Annotated in this window: 17 protein-coding genes; 11 read left to right on the plus strand and 6 right to left on the minus strand. The window is 41.4% G+C overall.

What is annotated here, in order from left to right:
* The 4 genes from A11Q_RS06165 to A11Q_RS06180 form a co-directional block, all read right to left on the minus strand.
* On the minus strand, window positions 1-858 hold the full coding sequence (locus tag A11Q_RS06165) for an alpha/beta fold hydrolase (protein WP_015469933.1): 858 nt from the start codon (window positions 856-858) through the stop codon (window positions 1-3).
* A gap of 36 nt (window positions 859-894) precedes the next feature.
* Window positions 895-1101 (minus strand): SlyX family protein, encoded by a 207-nt coding sequence (locus A11Q_RS06170; protein ID WP_041575118.1) that lies wholly within the window; start codon window positions 1099-1101, stop codon window positions 895-897.
* 10 nt (window positions 1102-1111) lie between these two features.
* Window positions 1112-1726 (minus strand): hypothetical protein, encoded by a 615-nt coding sequence (locus A11Q_RS06175; protein WP_015469935.1) that lies wholly within the window; start codon window positions 1724-1726, stop codon window positions 1112-1114.
* Between the two features lie 97 nt (window positions 1727-1823).
* Complete coding sequence (locus A11Q_RS06180; RefSeq protein WP_015469936.1) at window positions 1824-4181, minus strand: phosphoenolpyruvate carboxylase; 2358 nt, start codon at window positions 4179-4181, stop codon at window positions 1824-1826.
* 81 nt (window positions 4182-4262) lie between these two features.
* On the opposite strand from A11Q_RS06180, the gene A11Q_RS06185 reads away from it, so the two are divergent.
* Both A11Q_RS06185 and gloB read left to right on the plus strand, forming a co-directional pair.
* Window positions 4263-5000 carry a M48 family metallopeptidase gene (locus tag A11Q_RS06185; protein WP_015469937.1) on the plus strand — a complete coding sequence of 246 codons (738 nt, stop codon included), beginning with the start codon at window positions 4263-4265 and terminating at the stop codon, window positions 4998-5000.
* Window positions 4997-5776, plus strand: coding sequence for a hydroxyacylglutathione hydrolase (gloB, locus tag A11Q_RS06190; protein ID WP_015469938.1), 780 nt, complete (start codon window positions 4997-4999; stop codon window positions 5774-5776). The genes A11Q_RS06185 and gloB overlap by 4 nt, the downstream gene beginning before the upstream one ends.
* Window positions 5777-5780: 4 nt before the next feature.
* On the opposite strand, the gene A11Q_RS06195 is transcribed toward gloB, so the two are convergent.
* Window positions 5781-6461 (minus strand): hypothetical protein, encoded by a 681-nt coding sequence (locus A11Q_RS06195; protein ID WP_015469939.1) that lies wholly within the window; start codon window positions 6459-6461, stop codon window positions 5781-5783.
* Window positions 6462-6586: 125 nt separating this feature from the next.
* On the opposite strand from A11Q_RS06195, the gene A11Q_RS06200 reads away from it, so the two are divergent.
* The 8 genes from A11Q_RS06200 (at window position 6587) to A11Q_RS06235 (ending at window position 12566) form a co-directional block, all read left to right on the plus strand.
* The gene (locus tag A11Q_RS06200; protein ID WP_015469940.1) at window positions 6587-6898 is read left to right on the plus strand and encodes a hypothetical protein; all 312 of its coding nucleotides are present in this window, start codon (window positions 6587-6589) and stop codon (window positions 6896-6898) included.
* Window positions 6899-6933: 35 nt separating this feature from the next.
* On the plus strand, window positions 6934-7578 hold the full coding sequence (locus A11Q_RS06205; RefSeq protein ID WP_015469941.1) for a DUF3011 domain-containing protein: 645 nt from the start codon (window positions 6934-6936) through the stop codon (window positions 7576-7578).
* A gap of 78 nt (window positions 7579-7656) precedes the next feature.
* Window positions 7657-8652, plus strand: coding sequence for a tryptophan--tRNA ligase (trpS, locus tag A11Q_RS06210; RefSeq protein ID WP_015469942.1), 996 nt, complete (start codon window positions 7657-7659; stop codon window positions 8650-8652).
* A 233-nt stretch (window positions 8653-8885) separates the two neighbouring features.
* Entirely contained in the window at window positions 8886-9671 is a 786-nt protein-coding gene (locus tag A11Q_RS06215) for a response regulator (protein WP_015469943.1), read from the plus strand.
* 11 nt (window positions 9672-9682) lie between these two features.
* A complete protein-coding gene (locus tag A11Q_RS06220) occupies window positions 9683-9949 on the plus strand; it encodes a hypothetical protein (protein ID WP_015469944.1) in 267 nt (88 codons plus the stop codon).
* Between the two features lie 33 nt (window positions 9950-9982).
* Window positions 9983-10636 carry an AlkZ-related protein gene (locus A11Q_RS06225; protein WP_015469945.1) on the plus strand — a complete coding sequence of 218 codons (654 nt, stop codon included), beginning with the start codon at window positions 9983-9985 and terminating at the stop codon, window positions 10634-10636.
* 34 nt (window positions 10637-10670) lie between these two features.
* Entirely contained in the window at window positions 10671-12041 is a 1371-nt protein-coding gene (locus tag A11Q_RS06230; RefSeq protein ID WP_015469946.1) for a hypothetical protein, read from the plus strand.
* A gap of 51 nt (window positions 12042-12092) precedes the next feature.
* Window positions 12093-12566 carry a hypothetical protein gene (locus A11Q_RS06235; protein ID WP_015469947.1) on the plus strand — a complete coding sequence of 158 codons (474 nt, stop codon included), beginning with the start codon at window positions 12093-12095 and terminating at the stop codon, window positions 12564-12566.
* A gap of 75 nt (window positions 12567-12641) precedes the next feature.
* Here A11Q_RS06235 and A11Q_RS06240 read toward each other — a convergent pair whose 3' ends face one another.
* Window positions 12642-13007: a hypothetical protein gene (locus A11Q_RS06240; protein WP_015469948.1), complete on the minus strand. Its 366-nt coding sequence runs from the start codon at window positions 13005-13007 to the stop codon at window positions 12642-12644.
* 121 nt (window positions 13008-13128) lie between these two features.
* Here A11Q_RS06240 and A11Q_RS06245 point away from each other — a divergent pair, with 121 nt between their 5' ends.
* Window positions 13129-15066, plus strand: coding sequence for a site-specific recombinase (locus tag A11Q_RS06245; RefSeq protein WP_015469949.1), 1938 nt, complete (start codon window positions 13129-13131; stop codon window positions 15064-15066).
* The last annotated feature ends 61 nt before the right edge of the window (window positions 15067-15127 follow it).

The following is a 15127-nucleotide window of genomic DNA, read 5'->3' on the forward strand; positions in this document are numbered from 1 at the left end:
TTAATCAGGCTTCAGCATAATTTCTTCAGCTCGCATGATAGGTAAACTCAAGTGACCTTCTTGCGGCAAAAGAAATAATTTAGAATTCTTGATTCGTTTCGACATGAGTTGAGAGACCGCATCAGGTACAATCACATCTTCATCACCATGCCAGAAAGAGATCGGCATGGCGAAGTCTTGAAAATTCTGACTCCAATGAGACAGAAAAACACGGGCATCTTGTATCGGTCCCAGTCCTTTTTGCTCTAAAGCTTCTTTTAGATTGAGCTGTAAAGAGCCGATTGCATCGGTTTCTTTAAGGCATTTATCATCCGCAGCTGAGGTCGGAAAGAATAACTGCATGATAGGGGATCGCTTATTAGGATTCTGTAGAGCCAGCGTTAGCTGAAAGGCAGAGTTCAAAAGATCTTTTTGAATAAATGGCAAAAGCTTCAAGGCTGCATAAGAGCTTTTCGGAAATGCCTTTTGAACCTCTTTAATGGCGAGGTCTCCTAAACCACAGATCACGCGAACTGAGGTGATCTTTTGTGGTAGATGCTGCGCCAGACTCAAACCATAGGGGGTGCCGCCGCTGACCGTGACCACTTCAAACTGTTGCCAGTCGTACTGAGCAGTTAATTCTTTTGAGATCTCTAGGCACACATGAAGCATGTGATCTGTTTTAATCGTGGTTTTATGATAACCGGGGCGATCAAAACAGAGGGCATGGATTCCGCGTTGGTTTGCGAAATGTTCGAATATCTTGATTTGCGAGCTAGAGCCGGGGAATCCATGAAAGAAAAGAACTTTGCGAGGACCTGAGCCCACGCTACGATAAGACACTGGGCCACATGAAGTTTGTGTGATTTGAACTTTCATAAGAAATTTTCTGTTGGTGGTTTTATATCTGGTGCTTTAATAGTGTGGTGGTTTCTCATTTGCGGGCCCAATATCAGGACTGGGCGTGACATCTTGTAGCCTTTTGTGAATATGGCTTAACTGTTTTTGCAAAAGATCAATCTGTTGCTGCTGATTATAAAGGACCTGACTCAGTTCTTCCAACTGGAATTCCTGATGGGCGATTTTGCTTTCTAAGTTAATAAAACGTGAATCATCATTCATGGATAACCACTTACTCTGTCTTAGAAGACCCGTCAACTAAAGCTAACTCGATTGGTTTTTTCAGTTGTAATGTGATGTCTTCAAAACCAGTTTCTGATTCCATCCATGCTGTCATACCGGGGATAACAATTTTATTTTTTAATTCGGCTGACATGCGACAATTCGTGGTGCTCAAGGGATTAAATTTCATCGTGAGTTTTATCAGTTCCTTACTAACTTGAATAATTTCTACCTTTTCCGAAACCACTTGGTTGTAGTTACTGCGTAAATCAGATTGAGGGTACATCTTAACAGAAGCTGTAATCGGCTGTGATTTTTGGCAGGCTTCATCTAAACTACTGAAGGCCTTATCGCCACTGGCAGAAGTTAATACTTTGTAATCACTATATAGACTTTCAATTTTGTCCTGAGCTAATCCTTTAACGGTGTATTCAACTTTGAATTCCTGATTGGCAGAGATTTGCTTTAAAGGCTTTCCCTGCATATCCATCACTTGGGCTGAAACTAAGCTGGGGTTGGCGGCATAACCAGTAAAAGGAATAGCCACAGCTATCGCTATTAAGCCAAGGGGGCGAAGAAGACTTCGGTGGATTTTGCAAGATAGGGTTGTTTTCTCTGCTTTCATGTGAGCTCCAAACTCGGGCTTTTAGGGCCCGTGTGAGGTTTTGCAAAGCCCTTGCCAGCCAATCTCAAATAGAGACGTTTTGACAAGGGCGTGCTGTCTAGCCTGTGGTCAGCATGCCGCTGGAAATACCGGTCACAGTCACTCGTAGCAGGTCGGCCTCATTTTTCTTTTTGGCTGTAATCTGCAGTAGATTTAAAGGATGAATCATGGATGAGCGCAACTGGATGCTTTCTCCCAGCCATGGACGGAACCATAGAAATTGTTTTTCGCCAGTAATCTCTTGATAGGCGCGTATTGTTCTTTGGTATTCCTTTTGGAAGCTGGCATAGACCATGTCCACTTCTGATTGAGGTAGTCCGCATTGGCTTAAATACACTTTCCAGACGGGCATTTCAACTTTAGCTATGGTAAAGCCCAGTGCTTTTATGTAAGAGCGAAACACGGCTTCTTTTTTATAAGAAGCTTTTAAAGCTTTTTTCTGTGCGCTTGTTGACTCTTCCCATGCGCTACCAACGCCCCACCATGTTTGGAAAAGCACGCGAGTTTGTGTCCAACACAGAACCCAAGGAATAGCGCGAAGATTTTTAACTGTGAGTTCTCCAGAGCGCTTACTCGGGCGAGATCCAATTTTAAGTAGATTCAAATAGGAATAAGGGGTTGCTCTTTCTGAAATTTTTAAAAATTCAGATTCAGTGATGGTCTGGCGATAATAAGAAGCCACACGCCCAGAAAACTTTTTCAATTCACTTGATGGTAATGGCTGGGACTTTTGAGTAAGTCCTTTGGCGGCATACTCAATAATTTTTTGAACTTGTCGTTGGGCAATGCTGGGTGTGGCTAAAGAGCGATCGATCATTTCCCCTTGAATGGTAACTTTATAGCGATCTAATGCTGTCTTTGGCCACCATGCAATTTGATCATCAATCGAGCCTCCGCCGCGATCTACGCTGCCGCCAGAGCCGTGGAAAAAGACAGAGGTAAGACCTGCCTTTTTACAAACTCGCTCTAATTGAGGCAAAGCCGTGGCAATAGCTATGCGACTGTAAAGAGCTCCTGACTCTTTTGATGAATCGGAATAACCGACCATCATTTCAAATCGTGCACCCCAATCGTTTTTTGCAGCGGATTTAATCTGTGGCATTTTCAGCAGCACTTGCATAATCTGTTCAGCATCTCTTAACGATTCTGCATCTTCAAATAAAGGTATTACAGGAATAGAGCGTTTTTTTAAGAAAAGACGCTGACGTTTAAAGGCCATGATCACGTGTTCTGGCTTCTGTGTCATACTGATAATAAATCCACGCACGTACCAGCGAGGGTCTCCGCCGTCAGAGAGATCGGCAAGTAGGCGTAGCATACGATCAATGACTAAAGATGGTTGGCTGAGTGGTCGTGACATCAGCACATCAGAAGACTCACGTAGTTCCAATGGAATCACAAGCGCGGGAAAGATATGAAGGAGCTTCTTAAGTTGAAGCAGTGAAGGGTGTTCGACTCCAAAACTTCTGGTGTACAGACCTAAAAAACTGTGGACGAGCTTATGCATTGAATCTATGCGTTTGGCATCAGACTTTTTTAGCACCTTGATTTGCGAAAGAGCTTTTTTAACTTTTTGCAAATCAGTTTGTAAGTCAGTCAGAAGTTTTGAAGACTGTGTGTAGTCCAAACTCTGTTGAACTTGTCGAAGTAAGTCAGTTGCAACTTCAACCAGTCTTTTGCGAGAAAGACTCAGGCTTTCGCGCATGACTTTCTCGTTAACACCGGGATGTCCATCTTTGTCTCCACCGACCCATGTTCTGATGAAAAGTGGCACGTCATGGGATTCCATATCTAAAAGAGCTAGCAGCACATGATCGCGCAAAATTAACGAATAGATATGCTCAGCTTCATCTTTAACATGTGGTGAGCGTTTACGAGCGATAGGGGTATGCCATGCCAGTTCGAGTAGATGAAACAACTTCTCAGACTCGGAAGCTGTTAAAGAAAATTCCGCTTTGATATTGGTTGCGCGCACAAGTGATTGTTGTAAAAGATCCTGTATTAAATGAAAAACTGCAATGTTCTGTGGAGAGCGGGCTTCCGTTGGATGGGCTGTCAAAACATAGATGACGGCCGATGGAAGTTTTGATTTAGGGGCTACTGAGGTATGATCTTTTTGGTCAAGGCGATAGCTGCGGTAGGCATTTTCACAGGCATTCATCAGTTCCAGCATCAAGGTAAAGGCATGCGCAAGGTGGGTTCTATCTTCGGTCGACCATTTTTCAATTTGCCTATAAAGAGTGTTAAGCTGCTGAAAGGAGTTTTCATCGGAGGCTTTGCGCAATTCCACCATCTTTTTTCGAATACTTTCAACCATATTATATTTTTTTTCACCTAGCTCGCGTTGAATAACTAGGCCAAATTGAAAGACAGATTGATAGACAAGGGTGCGTAATTCTGATGATAAATGTGTCATATAATGATGTTTCATTATTAGAGTTGATTTGACAATAATTTAGTGTGCAAGAAAAGACATTCGGATTAGAATATCAAAGCCATGCCCAGCAGAGAGTTAAAAGAGATTGTTAAATTTAATGAACATGATGTTGAAGTCGTCAGAGTTAAAGGACGACGAGGCATTGTTATTCGTCTTTTTCCCGATAGGCCAATTTCGGTACGCACCAATCAAAGCGTGAGCTTGAAACAGGTGACGGACTTCTTGCAGGCCAAAAGTAGTTGGATTGAAAAACACCAAAAAAGATTCGATTTGTTGGCGCAAAGATTTCCCAAACCTCAGGTAAAACAGGGCGAGCGATTTCCATACCTAGGTGAGTTAAAGTATCTACAGTTTTATCCGGATAGAATTAAAAACTACAAATTTTCTATTGAGGATGGATTTTTGATCTGTCGCTGTCCGGCAGCGAGTCCTATAAATGATGAAGCTTTCTTTGCGGAATTAAAGAAATTCTATAAAAAACAGGCGATTACAGAGCTATCAGAGAGATTTTTAAAATGGCAGTCTGAAACAGGTTTGAAGGCTGTGCGATTAAATTTTAGATCTAACCGCAGTCGTTGGGGAAGTTGCTCCTCACAAAAACATATTTCCTTAAATTGGAAGTTGATCTGTCAGTCCCCAGCATTAATTGATTATGTTATTGTGCATGAACTCTGTCATTTAAGGCATATGAATCATTCGGCAGATTTTTGGGGGCTGGTAGAAGCGTTTTTGCCTTCTTATCGCGAGGTAGAGCAGGTTTTACACGATCAAGAACAATTGGGGAACTTTTTATCATGAGCCATAAAGAATTCTCCAAGCAGGAACTGAGTAAGGAATTAAATCAGAATTTTACAAATTCAGTTAAATTATTACCCGCGTTTCAAGACAACTATATCTTTGTGGTGAGCAATAAAAATAAAGAGGCCTTAGTCATTGATCCGGGCGATGGAGATGTGGTGTTGGACTTTCTAAAAACCCACAACTTAAATTTGAAAATGATTCTGGTGACTCACCATCATCATGATCATATCGGTGGTTTAGGAAAGCTCGTAGCTCAGTTTCCACGCGTGGAAGTTTTTGGGCCTATTCGTCATGTCGGTGAAATACCGCACTTAACCCAAGCCGTTTCTGCAGGGGAGTCTCTAGTTTTCGGTGAGAATGAATTTGTTGTGTATGACTTGGCTGGGCACACCAAAGGCCATATTGCCTATTTTGAAACTCAAAGACACTGGCTCTTTTCTGGGGATGTTATATTTGGTTTGGGCTGTGGACGTATTTTTGATGGCACCTTTGAACAGCAGTATCAATCCATGCAGGCGATCAAAGACCTGCCTTTGACCACCTTGATCTATTGCGCCCATGAATACACGGAAACGAACTTTCGATTTCTACAAAGTTTGGGCGAGTTAAGTCCTGAACAAAAACTCTATGGTGAGCACTTAAAAGAAATACGCCAAAAAGGCCAACCTTCAGTTCCTTTAGAATTGAAAAAAGAAATCGTAGCCAATCCTTTTTTACTGGCGAAGGATTTTACAGATTTTTCCAGAATCAGAAACTTAAGAAATCAGTTTTAGTATATTACTGAGATTTTTTGGTAAGACAGTAAAGATCAGTCCCTCTTATGGGTTCTTGTCTTTCTAAACTCAAAGTGGACCCTAACTTAGAAAAATCAGTTGCCAAATCTACAGCGTGATCTTTTTGAGATCGTATCAAAACATAGGCGACACCCTGAGGTTTTAAAGAGGATTCAATGCTTTGAATAAGATTTTGAAAATCGGAATCCAGAAAGAACCGGCATCTATTTTTGAACTCAGAAGAGGACAAAACTCCATTTTTAGGGTCAAAGTAAGGAGGGTTACAAAGGATCAGATCGTACTTTTCTTTAAATGAATTTTGCGATTTGAGAGTGTTATAATTGGCTGTAATAAACTGTCCATCAGGAATCTGAACCTCGGCAGGAATCTGTGCCTTTAATGTGGCCATATTTTGTTCGAAATGAGGGCGATAGACTTCTTGGACATCAAGAAAATCCATGGTTAGGGGTAAGTCGAAGTTGTTTGAAGCTAAATGGAAAAGTAAGTCTAATCCAATAATGCCACAGCCAGAGCACAAATCGAGCGCATTCTGATAGGTTTTAACCTGCTGTCGTCTGATATCTTCAAATACACGTCGAGCCAGAAAGACGGAATCGTGGGAAAAACGATAGTCTTCTGGTTGGCTGTAATTCAAAGTGAAGTGAGGGTTGATAGACGACATCATTTGAAGTTAACCCAATTAAATCGACGTGTCGCGAAAATTTATTTGCGCCCAGTTTGGTTCTTGTCAGGGGTTAGGGCGTTTAGTTTAATGAGGGGGATTCGTAAACTTAAATGAAAGAGGGAACAATGAAATCAATCATTCTTTTTGCTTTATTGGCGTCACAAACGGCTTTAGCTGCTGAAACTTGCTTCAATTCAAGCTCGGCTCGCAGTTGGAAATACGATCATCACACGCGCACGTTGCAAGTCAGAGCTGCTGGTGGCAACTATGATATCCAAACTTTTATTTGCCCTGAGCTTCCTTGGGCTCGCAAAATTGCATTTAAATCCTTCTTTAGCTCACGTGTTTGTCGTGGTGACGAAGTCCTTGTTATCAACGCATGGGACGAAGTTGTAGATCGTTGCCGTATTGACTCTGTTACACGATCTGTAAACTAAAACTAATAGCGTATTTGTAACCAAGAGGTATTGAAATGAAAAAAGGACTTATTGCTATTGCTTTCTTAGTCACCACAGTGGCGGCACAGTTAGCGCAGGCGTACTATGTTGAAGCTCGTTTAAATCAAAGAGTTCGTGGTAGTGCGAGCATTTCGTTGAATCGCGCTTTAGGCTTAGACCGCTATCAAGGATATGAAATTGACAGCATTCAAATTAGTGGACGTGCAGATGGTCGCTTTGTTGATTTGAATATCTTCTACGGACGTGAAGAACTAGGAAGGGCTTACCTCCAATCACCTCGTGGAGAAACGGTGAATGTGTACCCTCGTTATGGAACGATTATCCGTCGCGGTGTAGATCTGCGTTTGGATGCACGCGGTGAAGGTATTATTGAAAGTGTCGTGGTGCGCTTCCGTCAGGGAAGTGGGCCTCAGCCTCCGTATCCTCCGCCGTACCCGCCGCCAAGTCACCCCGATACATTTGTGCAAGTTGAGTGCTACAGCATTATCAAACCACTCATCACGGAATGTAAGTTAGATAATCCGATTTTAAGTGTGCGTTTAGTACGTCAGCATTCAAGCGCTGCCTGTGTCTATGGATCGACATGGTTCTATGATTCACGGAAAATTTCAGTGACCAAAGGCTGTCGTGCGACTTTTGAAGCACGTGTCCGTCGCTAGTGAGTCACTGTTAGGCGTCCATACAAGCTTCAAATAGAATTAAGTTAAATAAAGTAGAGAAAGAACCAAATAGGATTTATGAAAAAGACAATTTTGAGTGGTAGTACAGTTACAGGAGATCTGACCTTAGGAAACTATATTGGGGCGATCAATAACTGGAAAAAGATGCAATCGGAATATGATTGTCTGTACTTTTTAGCAAACTTGCACGCGTTAACTGTCTTTCAAGATCCTAAAATTCTAAAAGAAAGAACATATAGTTTTTTCGCTCAGTATCTGGCTTTGGGATTGGACCCGCAAAAAAATATTATTTTTGCTCAATCCCACGTGCCAGAACACTCTGAACTTTCATGGGTTCTGACCTGTTTGACTCCCATGGGTAATTTGAACCGCATGACTCAATTTAAGGAAAAGTCTGAAAAGCACGTGAAAAATATCAATGCAGGTCTTTTCACTTATCCTGTGTTGATGGCGGCGGATATTCTTTTATACCAAGCTGATATTATTCCTGTTGGCGAAGATCAAAAACAGCACATTGAGCTGTGCCGTGATCTGGTTGGCTACTTTGAAAACCGCTACGGAGCGGGAATTTTTAAAATGCCAGAACCACATATTCCTAAATCAGGCGCAAGAGTTATGTCGCTACAAGATCCCACTAAAAAAATGTCAAAATCTGACGAAAATGAAAAGAATTTCGTTTCGATAATCGACGACCCTAAAAAAATTGAAAAGAAAATCAAATCAGCTGCTACAGATTCTGGTTCTGAAATCAAATTTGATGTTGAAAATAAAGCAGGAATTTCTAATCTTCTGACAATCTACTCTGTGTTATCTGATAAGAGCATTGAGCAGCTTGAAAAAGATTACGAAGGAAAAATGTACGGACATCTAAAAGTTGATTTGGCTGAGTTAGTGGTGAGTACATTAAAGCCAGTGAAAGACGAGTATGATCGTCTTATGCAAGACCGCACACATTTAGACAAACTTATGTTGGATGGAGCAGAAAGAGCGCGTGTTCGTGCAAAAACAACATTGGCGCGTGTTTATGAAGCTGTTGGTCTATTGCACCGCTAATCATTTTAATACCAAGATATATTTACTCTAGTCTAGCACCAAAAATCCCAAGGACTATTTCTTTGGGGTATTTGCGAACGCATTCGCGCTCGTGGTGAATTTAATTACATTCTGAGTCATGGTCTTATTTTTGCTGTTCTATATGAATGAGCTACACCCAAAGAATTGCGCAAAGGACTGTGCAGATGATGTGTGGCGGAGCCAGAAGTGAGGTGTGGGCGAGGAGTATTTGTATGGGCAACCTAGACAATCACACAAGAAGGATCTTAGTGGTAGAGGATGACCCCAGTATGACGATCATGCTGAAGAGTTCGATTGCTGGAGCCGCGCCTGATGCGAAGGTCTGTTATGCCAGCAGCATAGAGCAAGCTCTGGCCAAAATTTTACAATCGGCAGATATTTCAAACGACAACCCTTATGACTTAATTGTAGCGGATATCTTTTTAGAGGGGCACAGTACGGGGCTGGATCTTTGGAAAGTTATTTCCAGCACCTATCCGAATCTTCCATTCCTCGTGATTTCTTCTGTCAGTGAGCAAGAGGTTAGAAAAGCGGTGGGCGAAGAAGATCAGTCTCAGTTGATTTATTTACAGAAACCATTTTCGGTAAAAGCTTTCAAGGACAAAGTCCAATCTATTTTCGAAAAAGCAGCTGTGAATACAATTTCTTTTAAAGGCAAGGTGGAAGGGGAGTCTCGTCCCGAACTCATCCACAATGATGAGCATGAACAGATGGCCCATTTGTTGATGTTAAAAATGTCTTCAGATTGGCTTTCAAAGCAAGAGTGGGTGAATGAACCTTATGGCGGACAGAATCCGGCTCAAGAGTTGCTGTTTCATGCGCGCATTTCAGCTCATAAATTGTGGGAGGATTTTTTTATCTCGGATGACAAGCAGATCACTTTAGATAAACAAAAAATTCGCGAACATTTGCTGAAGATGGGGGATCTGAATCCAGAGCTTAAAAAATTCTTAGAGGAAAAATTAGATAACATGGAAAGTGTTTTCCAAATTCACTAGCAGGAGGTCTTATGGGAAGTCCATATTTGAATTTCTTAAAAAAGGTAGAGTCTATTGAGGATTTGGACTACGGAGATTTTATGCGCAAGGCGAATCTCTATTTAAATGAGTTGTTAGAGGATGAAACAGTCTCTAGTAATCCTGTGTTGATGGCGCGGGTTGAGGCTATGAAGAAATACATTCAATTTCAACCGAACTGGGATGTGGAAACGACGAAGGATCAAATTCACGTAGATACAGAAAATCTTATGTTTTTAGATTCTATTTACGCTTCATAATTGTTCTTAGAGCCGAATACAGTATAATATGGTATGTCTTTCAAGAAAGCCGTAGAAAAAATTAATCAGCGTGGAGTTCTGCTTACATTTCCTGTAAACAATAAACCTGAGCCAAAATCTCTGTGGTCAGAGTTTTTCCCTAAATCGAAAATGGAATGGGATTGGAATGAGGATGCGGATTCACGTGTATCCACTATGTGGGTTTTGATGAAGAAGCTTTCGGATAGTCGTGAGGTTGTCTACTCTAAGTGGTATCAAGGGCGTGCGACCTTTTTTTCACGATCATTATTTACAGCACTTTTAAGGCTGTCGAATATGGATTTAGAAAATCCTCAAGGACTTTCGCGGGAAGCGCGTCAACTTTTATCAGAACTTGAAAATGATTCCCCGCTTTCAACAAAGCAATTGAAGAAGTTGACCGAGCTTCAAGGTAAAGACAACGAGAGCTGCTATCAAAGGGCGATGAAAAGTCTGTTTTTAAACTTTTTGATTGTGGGTTTCGGGGAAGTGGATGATGGGGCCTTTCCCTCATTGGCTGTAGGAGCAACTCGGCATCTTTATGAAGATCTTTGTGCGGACGCTTTAAATCTCAGCAATCAAGAGGCTCAGGAGCGTCTTGATCAATATATGCCAACTGGCAGTGTTTTTCGTAAATTCTATGACAAAAATATTCTAAAATCATGCTGACTTCGATTTTATTGCTGGGCTAGCATAAAACCCTATGAAGTTAGCTAGTTACGTTATTATTTTAACTTATTTTTTTAGCTTTTCTGCGCACTCACAAATGCGCTCGTCTTCGCATATTCAAACCGATGCTCAAATCGCACGGCATTTATTCTATCAGAGTTTAAAGTTTTACAATCAAGAGTTTCGCCATCCGGTATCAGGTCAGTATGTGGATGCGACATCTTTACTGGCTGGATCTGTTCAGGAAAACAATTCTTCCGTGGCAGCGACCGGTATGGGTGTGGCGATGTTAGCCTTAGCCGATGCCGCTGGAAAATTTGACAATAATCGAAAAGGTCTGAGTTTAGATTTGCGATTGGATTTGCCATTAGATTTGCAAAATTATTTAAGTGAGGACTTTGAGGCGCAAGCTTACCATTCTTTGCGCACTGTTTTAGATCCGCAGTTTTCAAGGCGTCATCCTCAGTGGGGTTGGTTTCGTCATTGGTTCCGTGCCAGCGACGGGGCTGATAATAATGGCTCGCGTGGGGATGGTTACTCGACTATTGATACGGCTATTTTAGCTGCTGGAGCTCTGCTTGCTGGTAATTACTTTGAAGCGCGCGAAGGTCATTCATCGGCGCGTGTAAAAGAACTGGCCGAAAGACTCTTGCAGACAGTTAATTGGGAATCGGCTATTGCAGATATTAATTTTGGCCGCCTGTATCTTAATTATAATTTAGAAAGTGGACGCGCTTTAGGAGCCACGTCTAAGTTTAATGAATATATTTTAGTGGCGTGTATGGGAAAAGTGGCCGAGCAAAAAGCGGGTCGCGTGGGAAGAATGACCCAGTTTTGGAATAGACACTTTGCGGACCTCAGTGGTTTGCCTAAAAGGTCTTTTATGACTTCTAATGGAAGACAGATCAGTTTGTTAACAGACAGTCCATTTCAATTTCTATCTAGCTTTACTATGCAATTTGCATATTACCTGTGTGGGTCGATAAATAATAATCCCTCCTATGTGCAATATTTTAAGAATGCGATGGAAGCAGATCGTGCGTGGTTTGCACAGCAGCGTATAAGTAAGTCCTCATATTGGGGAGCCGGAGCCGGTGAAGCTTTAAATTTCAAATACGCAGCAAACGCAATCGGTAGAAATCCAGATCTCATTGTGTCTCCGCATATCATTGCGGGTTTTTTATCAGAGTCACCAGAGCTTGTACGTGATTTGGCGACGATCTATCGTGACAAGCAGTGTGTCTATCGTAAAAACGAGACTGAAGTCCTATGGCGCTGTAGTTTAACTCAGCCAGAGCAGCGTTTAAATCGACTTCAAGCTATTGATTTTTCAAGTATGTTCTTAGGTTTGGCCACTGTTCATCCGAATATAGGAAGGGGATTCTTTAAGTCTTACGCCCCATAGAAAAACCTATAGGATTAAAACTATAGCGAACTATAGCAGCGAGGCTGAGTGGTGAAGTTAACAGCGTTTGTGATTGCAATTGGTATGATTCTGGCTGCCTGTGGAAAGCCTGTGACCTCAGAAGGTAACAAGCGTGATTATGCTTTCTACAATCAATTCATCAATGCGAATGATCAGTATCCAAATGCTTCACAAAATCTATCGAACCTTAAGCTTTTCACATCAGAAGAAAAGTACTCGATGCGATTAGCACTTTTTGAAAACGGATCTTTTTATTATCAAGTGAACAATTTAGGTGACGGCGAAGGACGATGGGAATTCCGCGATGGTATCTTACGTCTAAAAGCAGTGCGCCCTATATTTGATATGGATTTAGATATTATGGCTGAACGGGAAGAAACAGATGATACGATTGTGCAGTTTGTCGATCGTTTCCGCTTTAACTCAGTGCCGATTCACTTTCGCCCGCCGTCATCTGACTCGAAACCACTACCTGCATTTAAGGTTTCAGGAAAAAACATATAAATAGGCGTGAAAGCCCCAATCTTCCACGCCACAGGTATTAAAAGGAATAAAATCCGAACTAACTAAGAACTCTGATTATTTACAGTTGATCAATTGGTCTTGCGGAACGCCAGTCGAGCCACCTTCTTCGCAAATGAAGTAAACCATGTAAGTCATGCCACCCTCTGGTCCTACTACGACATGCTTCACGCTGACTTCATTGTCAAAAGCAGTGATTTTTTGATCCGTATTTTTGATAGTGCAAGTTTTAGTTTCTTTTTTGATAACTTGCGATTTCTTTACTTTGAATGTCAGTAAAGGGGAAACCATGCCGTCTTGTGACATAACGTCATTTTCAATTCTTAATGCCTGATCCGCAGAAGAGCAAAAACTCCATGAATCGCCAGCGTAACTTTGAGCGCTGATAACAGTGGTAAGAAGTAAAAGAGCTAATTTATTCATAAAGGTATCTCCTATTTATGCGGCAAAATAGTACTGATAGAGCTTCTGTTCAACTGTAATGATTCTGACACTCTTGTAAAATTTATCAGTCGTGCTATCGTTTTTTGAGCGAGGTTTTTATTTGGATATCTTAAGTTCATTATTAGCACAGAATTCGGCTAAACGAGGGGATTTGGACAAAGTCTTCTGGTTAGTCAGTGTCATGAAGTGGCTACAACGACCTCGCAGTGTTGATGAAAAGAATACGAAAAAAGAAAGTATTTACACGGTTCGGTTGAAATACCTGCTTTCCATGCTGAACAAGAATCCAGATTGGAAACAAAACTTTGTAAATACGATCTCGGCATTATTAGTCCGGATCTCTTCGGTATCTCAGTTTACGAACGCAGGAAATGTTTCAACAAGTTTCACACAGGAATTTATTAGTCGTATTCAAGAAAAATTCTTATTACCTAAAAGCCCTGTCACAGATGACTTGATGTCTTTATTGTACGAGATATTCCCTGACTCGGAAGAAAGTCAAATCATCGACTTTATTGATGAGTCGGTTTTGGCTGAATTGATTTCATTATTTGCGGAACAAAAAGAAGTTCATCAAAAACTACAGTCGGATTTATTAGCTGCCTCGTATGTTTTAAGTGTTCAGCTACTGAACGGAGTTTTTTCGTTACAGAAAGAGCTGGACTACTTTAATAAAAAAGCAGAAAAACTCAGCGAGTTCCACCTTGAGGGTATTTTACGTGAACACCAGATGCGTGGTGACTATCAACTGACAGAAGATGTCTTTTCACTTTTGGCACAAATGGAAAAGTATGTAGATGAGCTGTACTCATCTATGCAGACACAAGGGGTGAAGGTAGAGCTCGTCTATTTATTCCAAACGCAAAAACGTAAGATGAGACGTTTAAAAGTCTTGTTATCGTTTTTGCATGAAGGCAGATCTCGAGCGGTTACATTGCGGGTCTTTCTTTCCCAATTGATTTTAGACTCACATCATCAGCGCAGTTTTTCATCGTTCCTATCTGAAAATATGGCATTGATTACAGAGCGTATCGTGCAAGCGAACTCTCATATAGGTGAGCATTACGTTACCTTCAGTTGGAAAGAGTTCCGCAAAATGTTCCGTTCGGCTATGGGCGGTGGAGCCGTCACCGCACTTACTGTGTTTCTAAAAAACTTATTAGCAAAGCTCCACCTGCAGGGTTTTATTAAAGGATTTGCTGAGAGTTTAAATTACTCCGGAAGTTTCCTTTTGATTCAAGTGCTGGGAATGACTCTGGCGACGAAGCAGCCATCGGCTACAGCTCCTTATATTGCTGCCGCCTTAAAGAAATCAACAACAGAAGCTCGTCGTTCTATGGTGGCGCTACTACGCACGCAATTCATTGCTGTTCTAGGTAACTTGAGTATGGTGATACCGATCTGCTTTGTGGTTTCATGGCTCATGCTAAAATTAAATCATCCACTGATGACTGTCGATGAGGCATTAAATACATTTAGTTCGACAGACATTCTGGGGTCAGCCCCTCTGTTTGCAACGTTCACAGGATGTCTTTTATTTATGGCCAGCTTGATTGCAGGATGGTTTGAAAATTGGGTGATCGTGAACCGCGTGGGTCAACGTCTTAAATTTAATGAGCGCCTGCGCAAAGTTTTTGGCGTAGTTCGTACTGAAAGAATCGCCAACTTTGTCGATGTGAATGCCAATGCTTTAGCTGCGAACATATCGTTAGGTTTTCTTTTGGGGATGACTCCTCAATTTTTAAAATTTTTAGGAATTCCACTAGATGTGAAGCACGTTACGCTCGCTACTGGGGGATTTGCGACATCCATTCCGATAGCTATTGGTGCGGGTGTAGATGCTTGGGATTTTGTAAATTCTATTTTGGGAATTATTTCTGTAGGGATATTAAATATCTCGGTCAGTTTCTTAATGGCATTTTTATTAGCTTCAATTTCTTCAAAAGTAAGATTCTCTTCATTTGTTAAACTATTTAAGTCGGGTGTTCGCATGATGCTGGTGAAACCATGGCTGCTTATTATTCCAGAAAAAGATTAGTTGTTGTTTTTCAAAACTGAAGGCTAGGTTTTTGAGTTCAGAGCCCGCCTGTGGCTTCTCA

The organism is Pseudobdellovibrio exovorus JSS (genome assembly GCF_000348725.1).
Classification (GTDB): domain Bacteria; phylum Bdellovibrionota; class Bdellovibrionia; order Bdellovibrionales; family Bdellovibrionaceae; genus Pseudobdellovibrio; species Pseudobdellovibrio exovorus.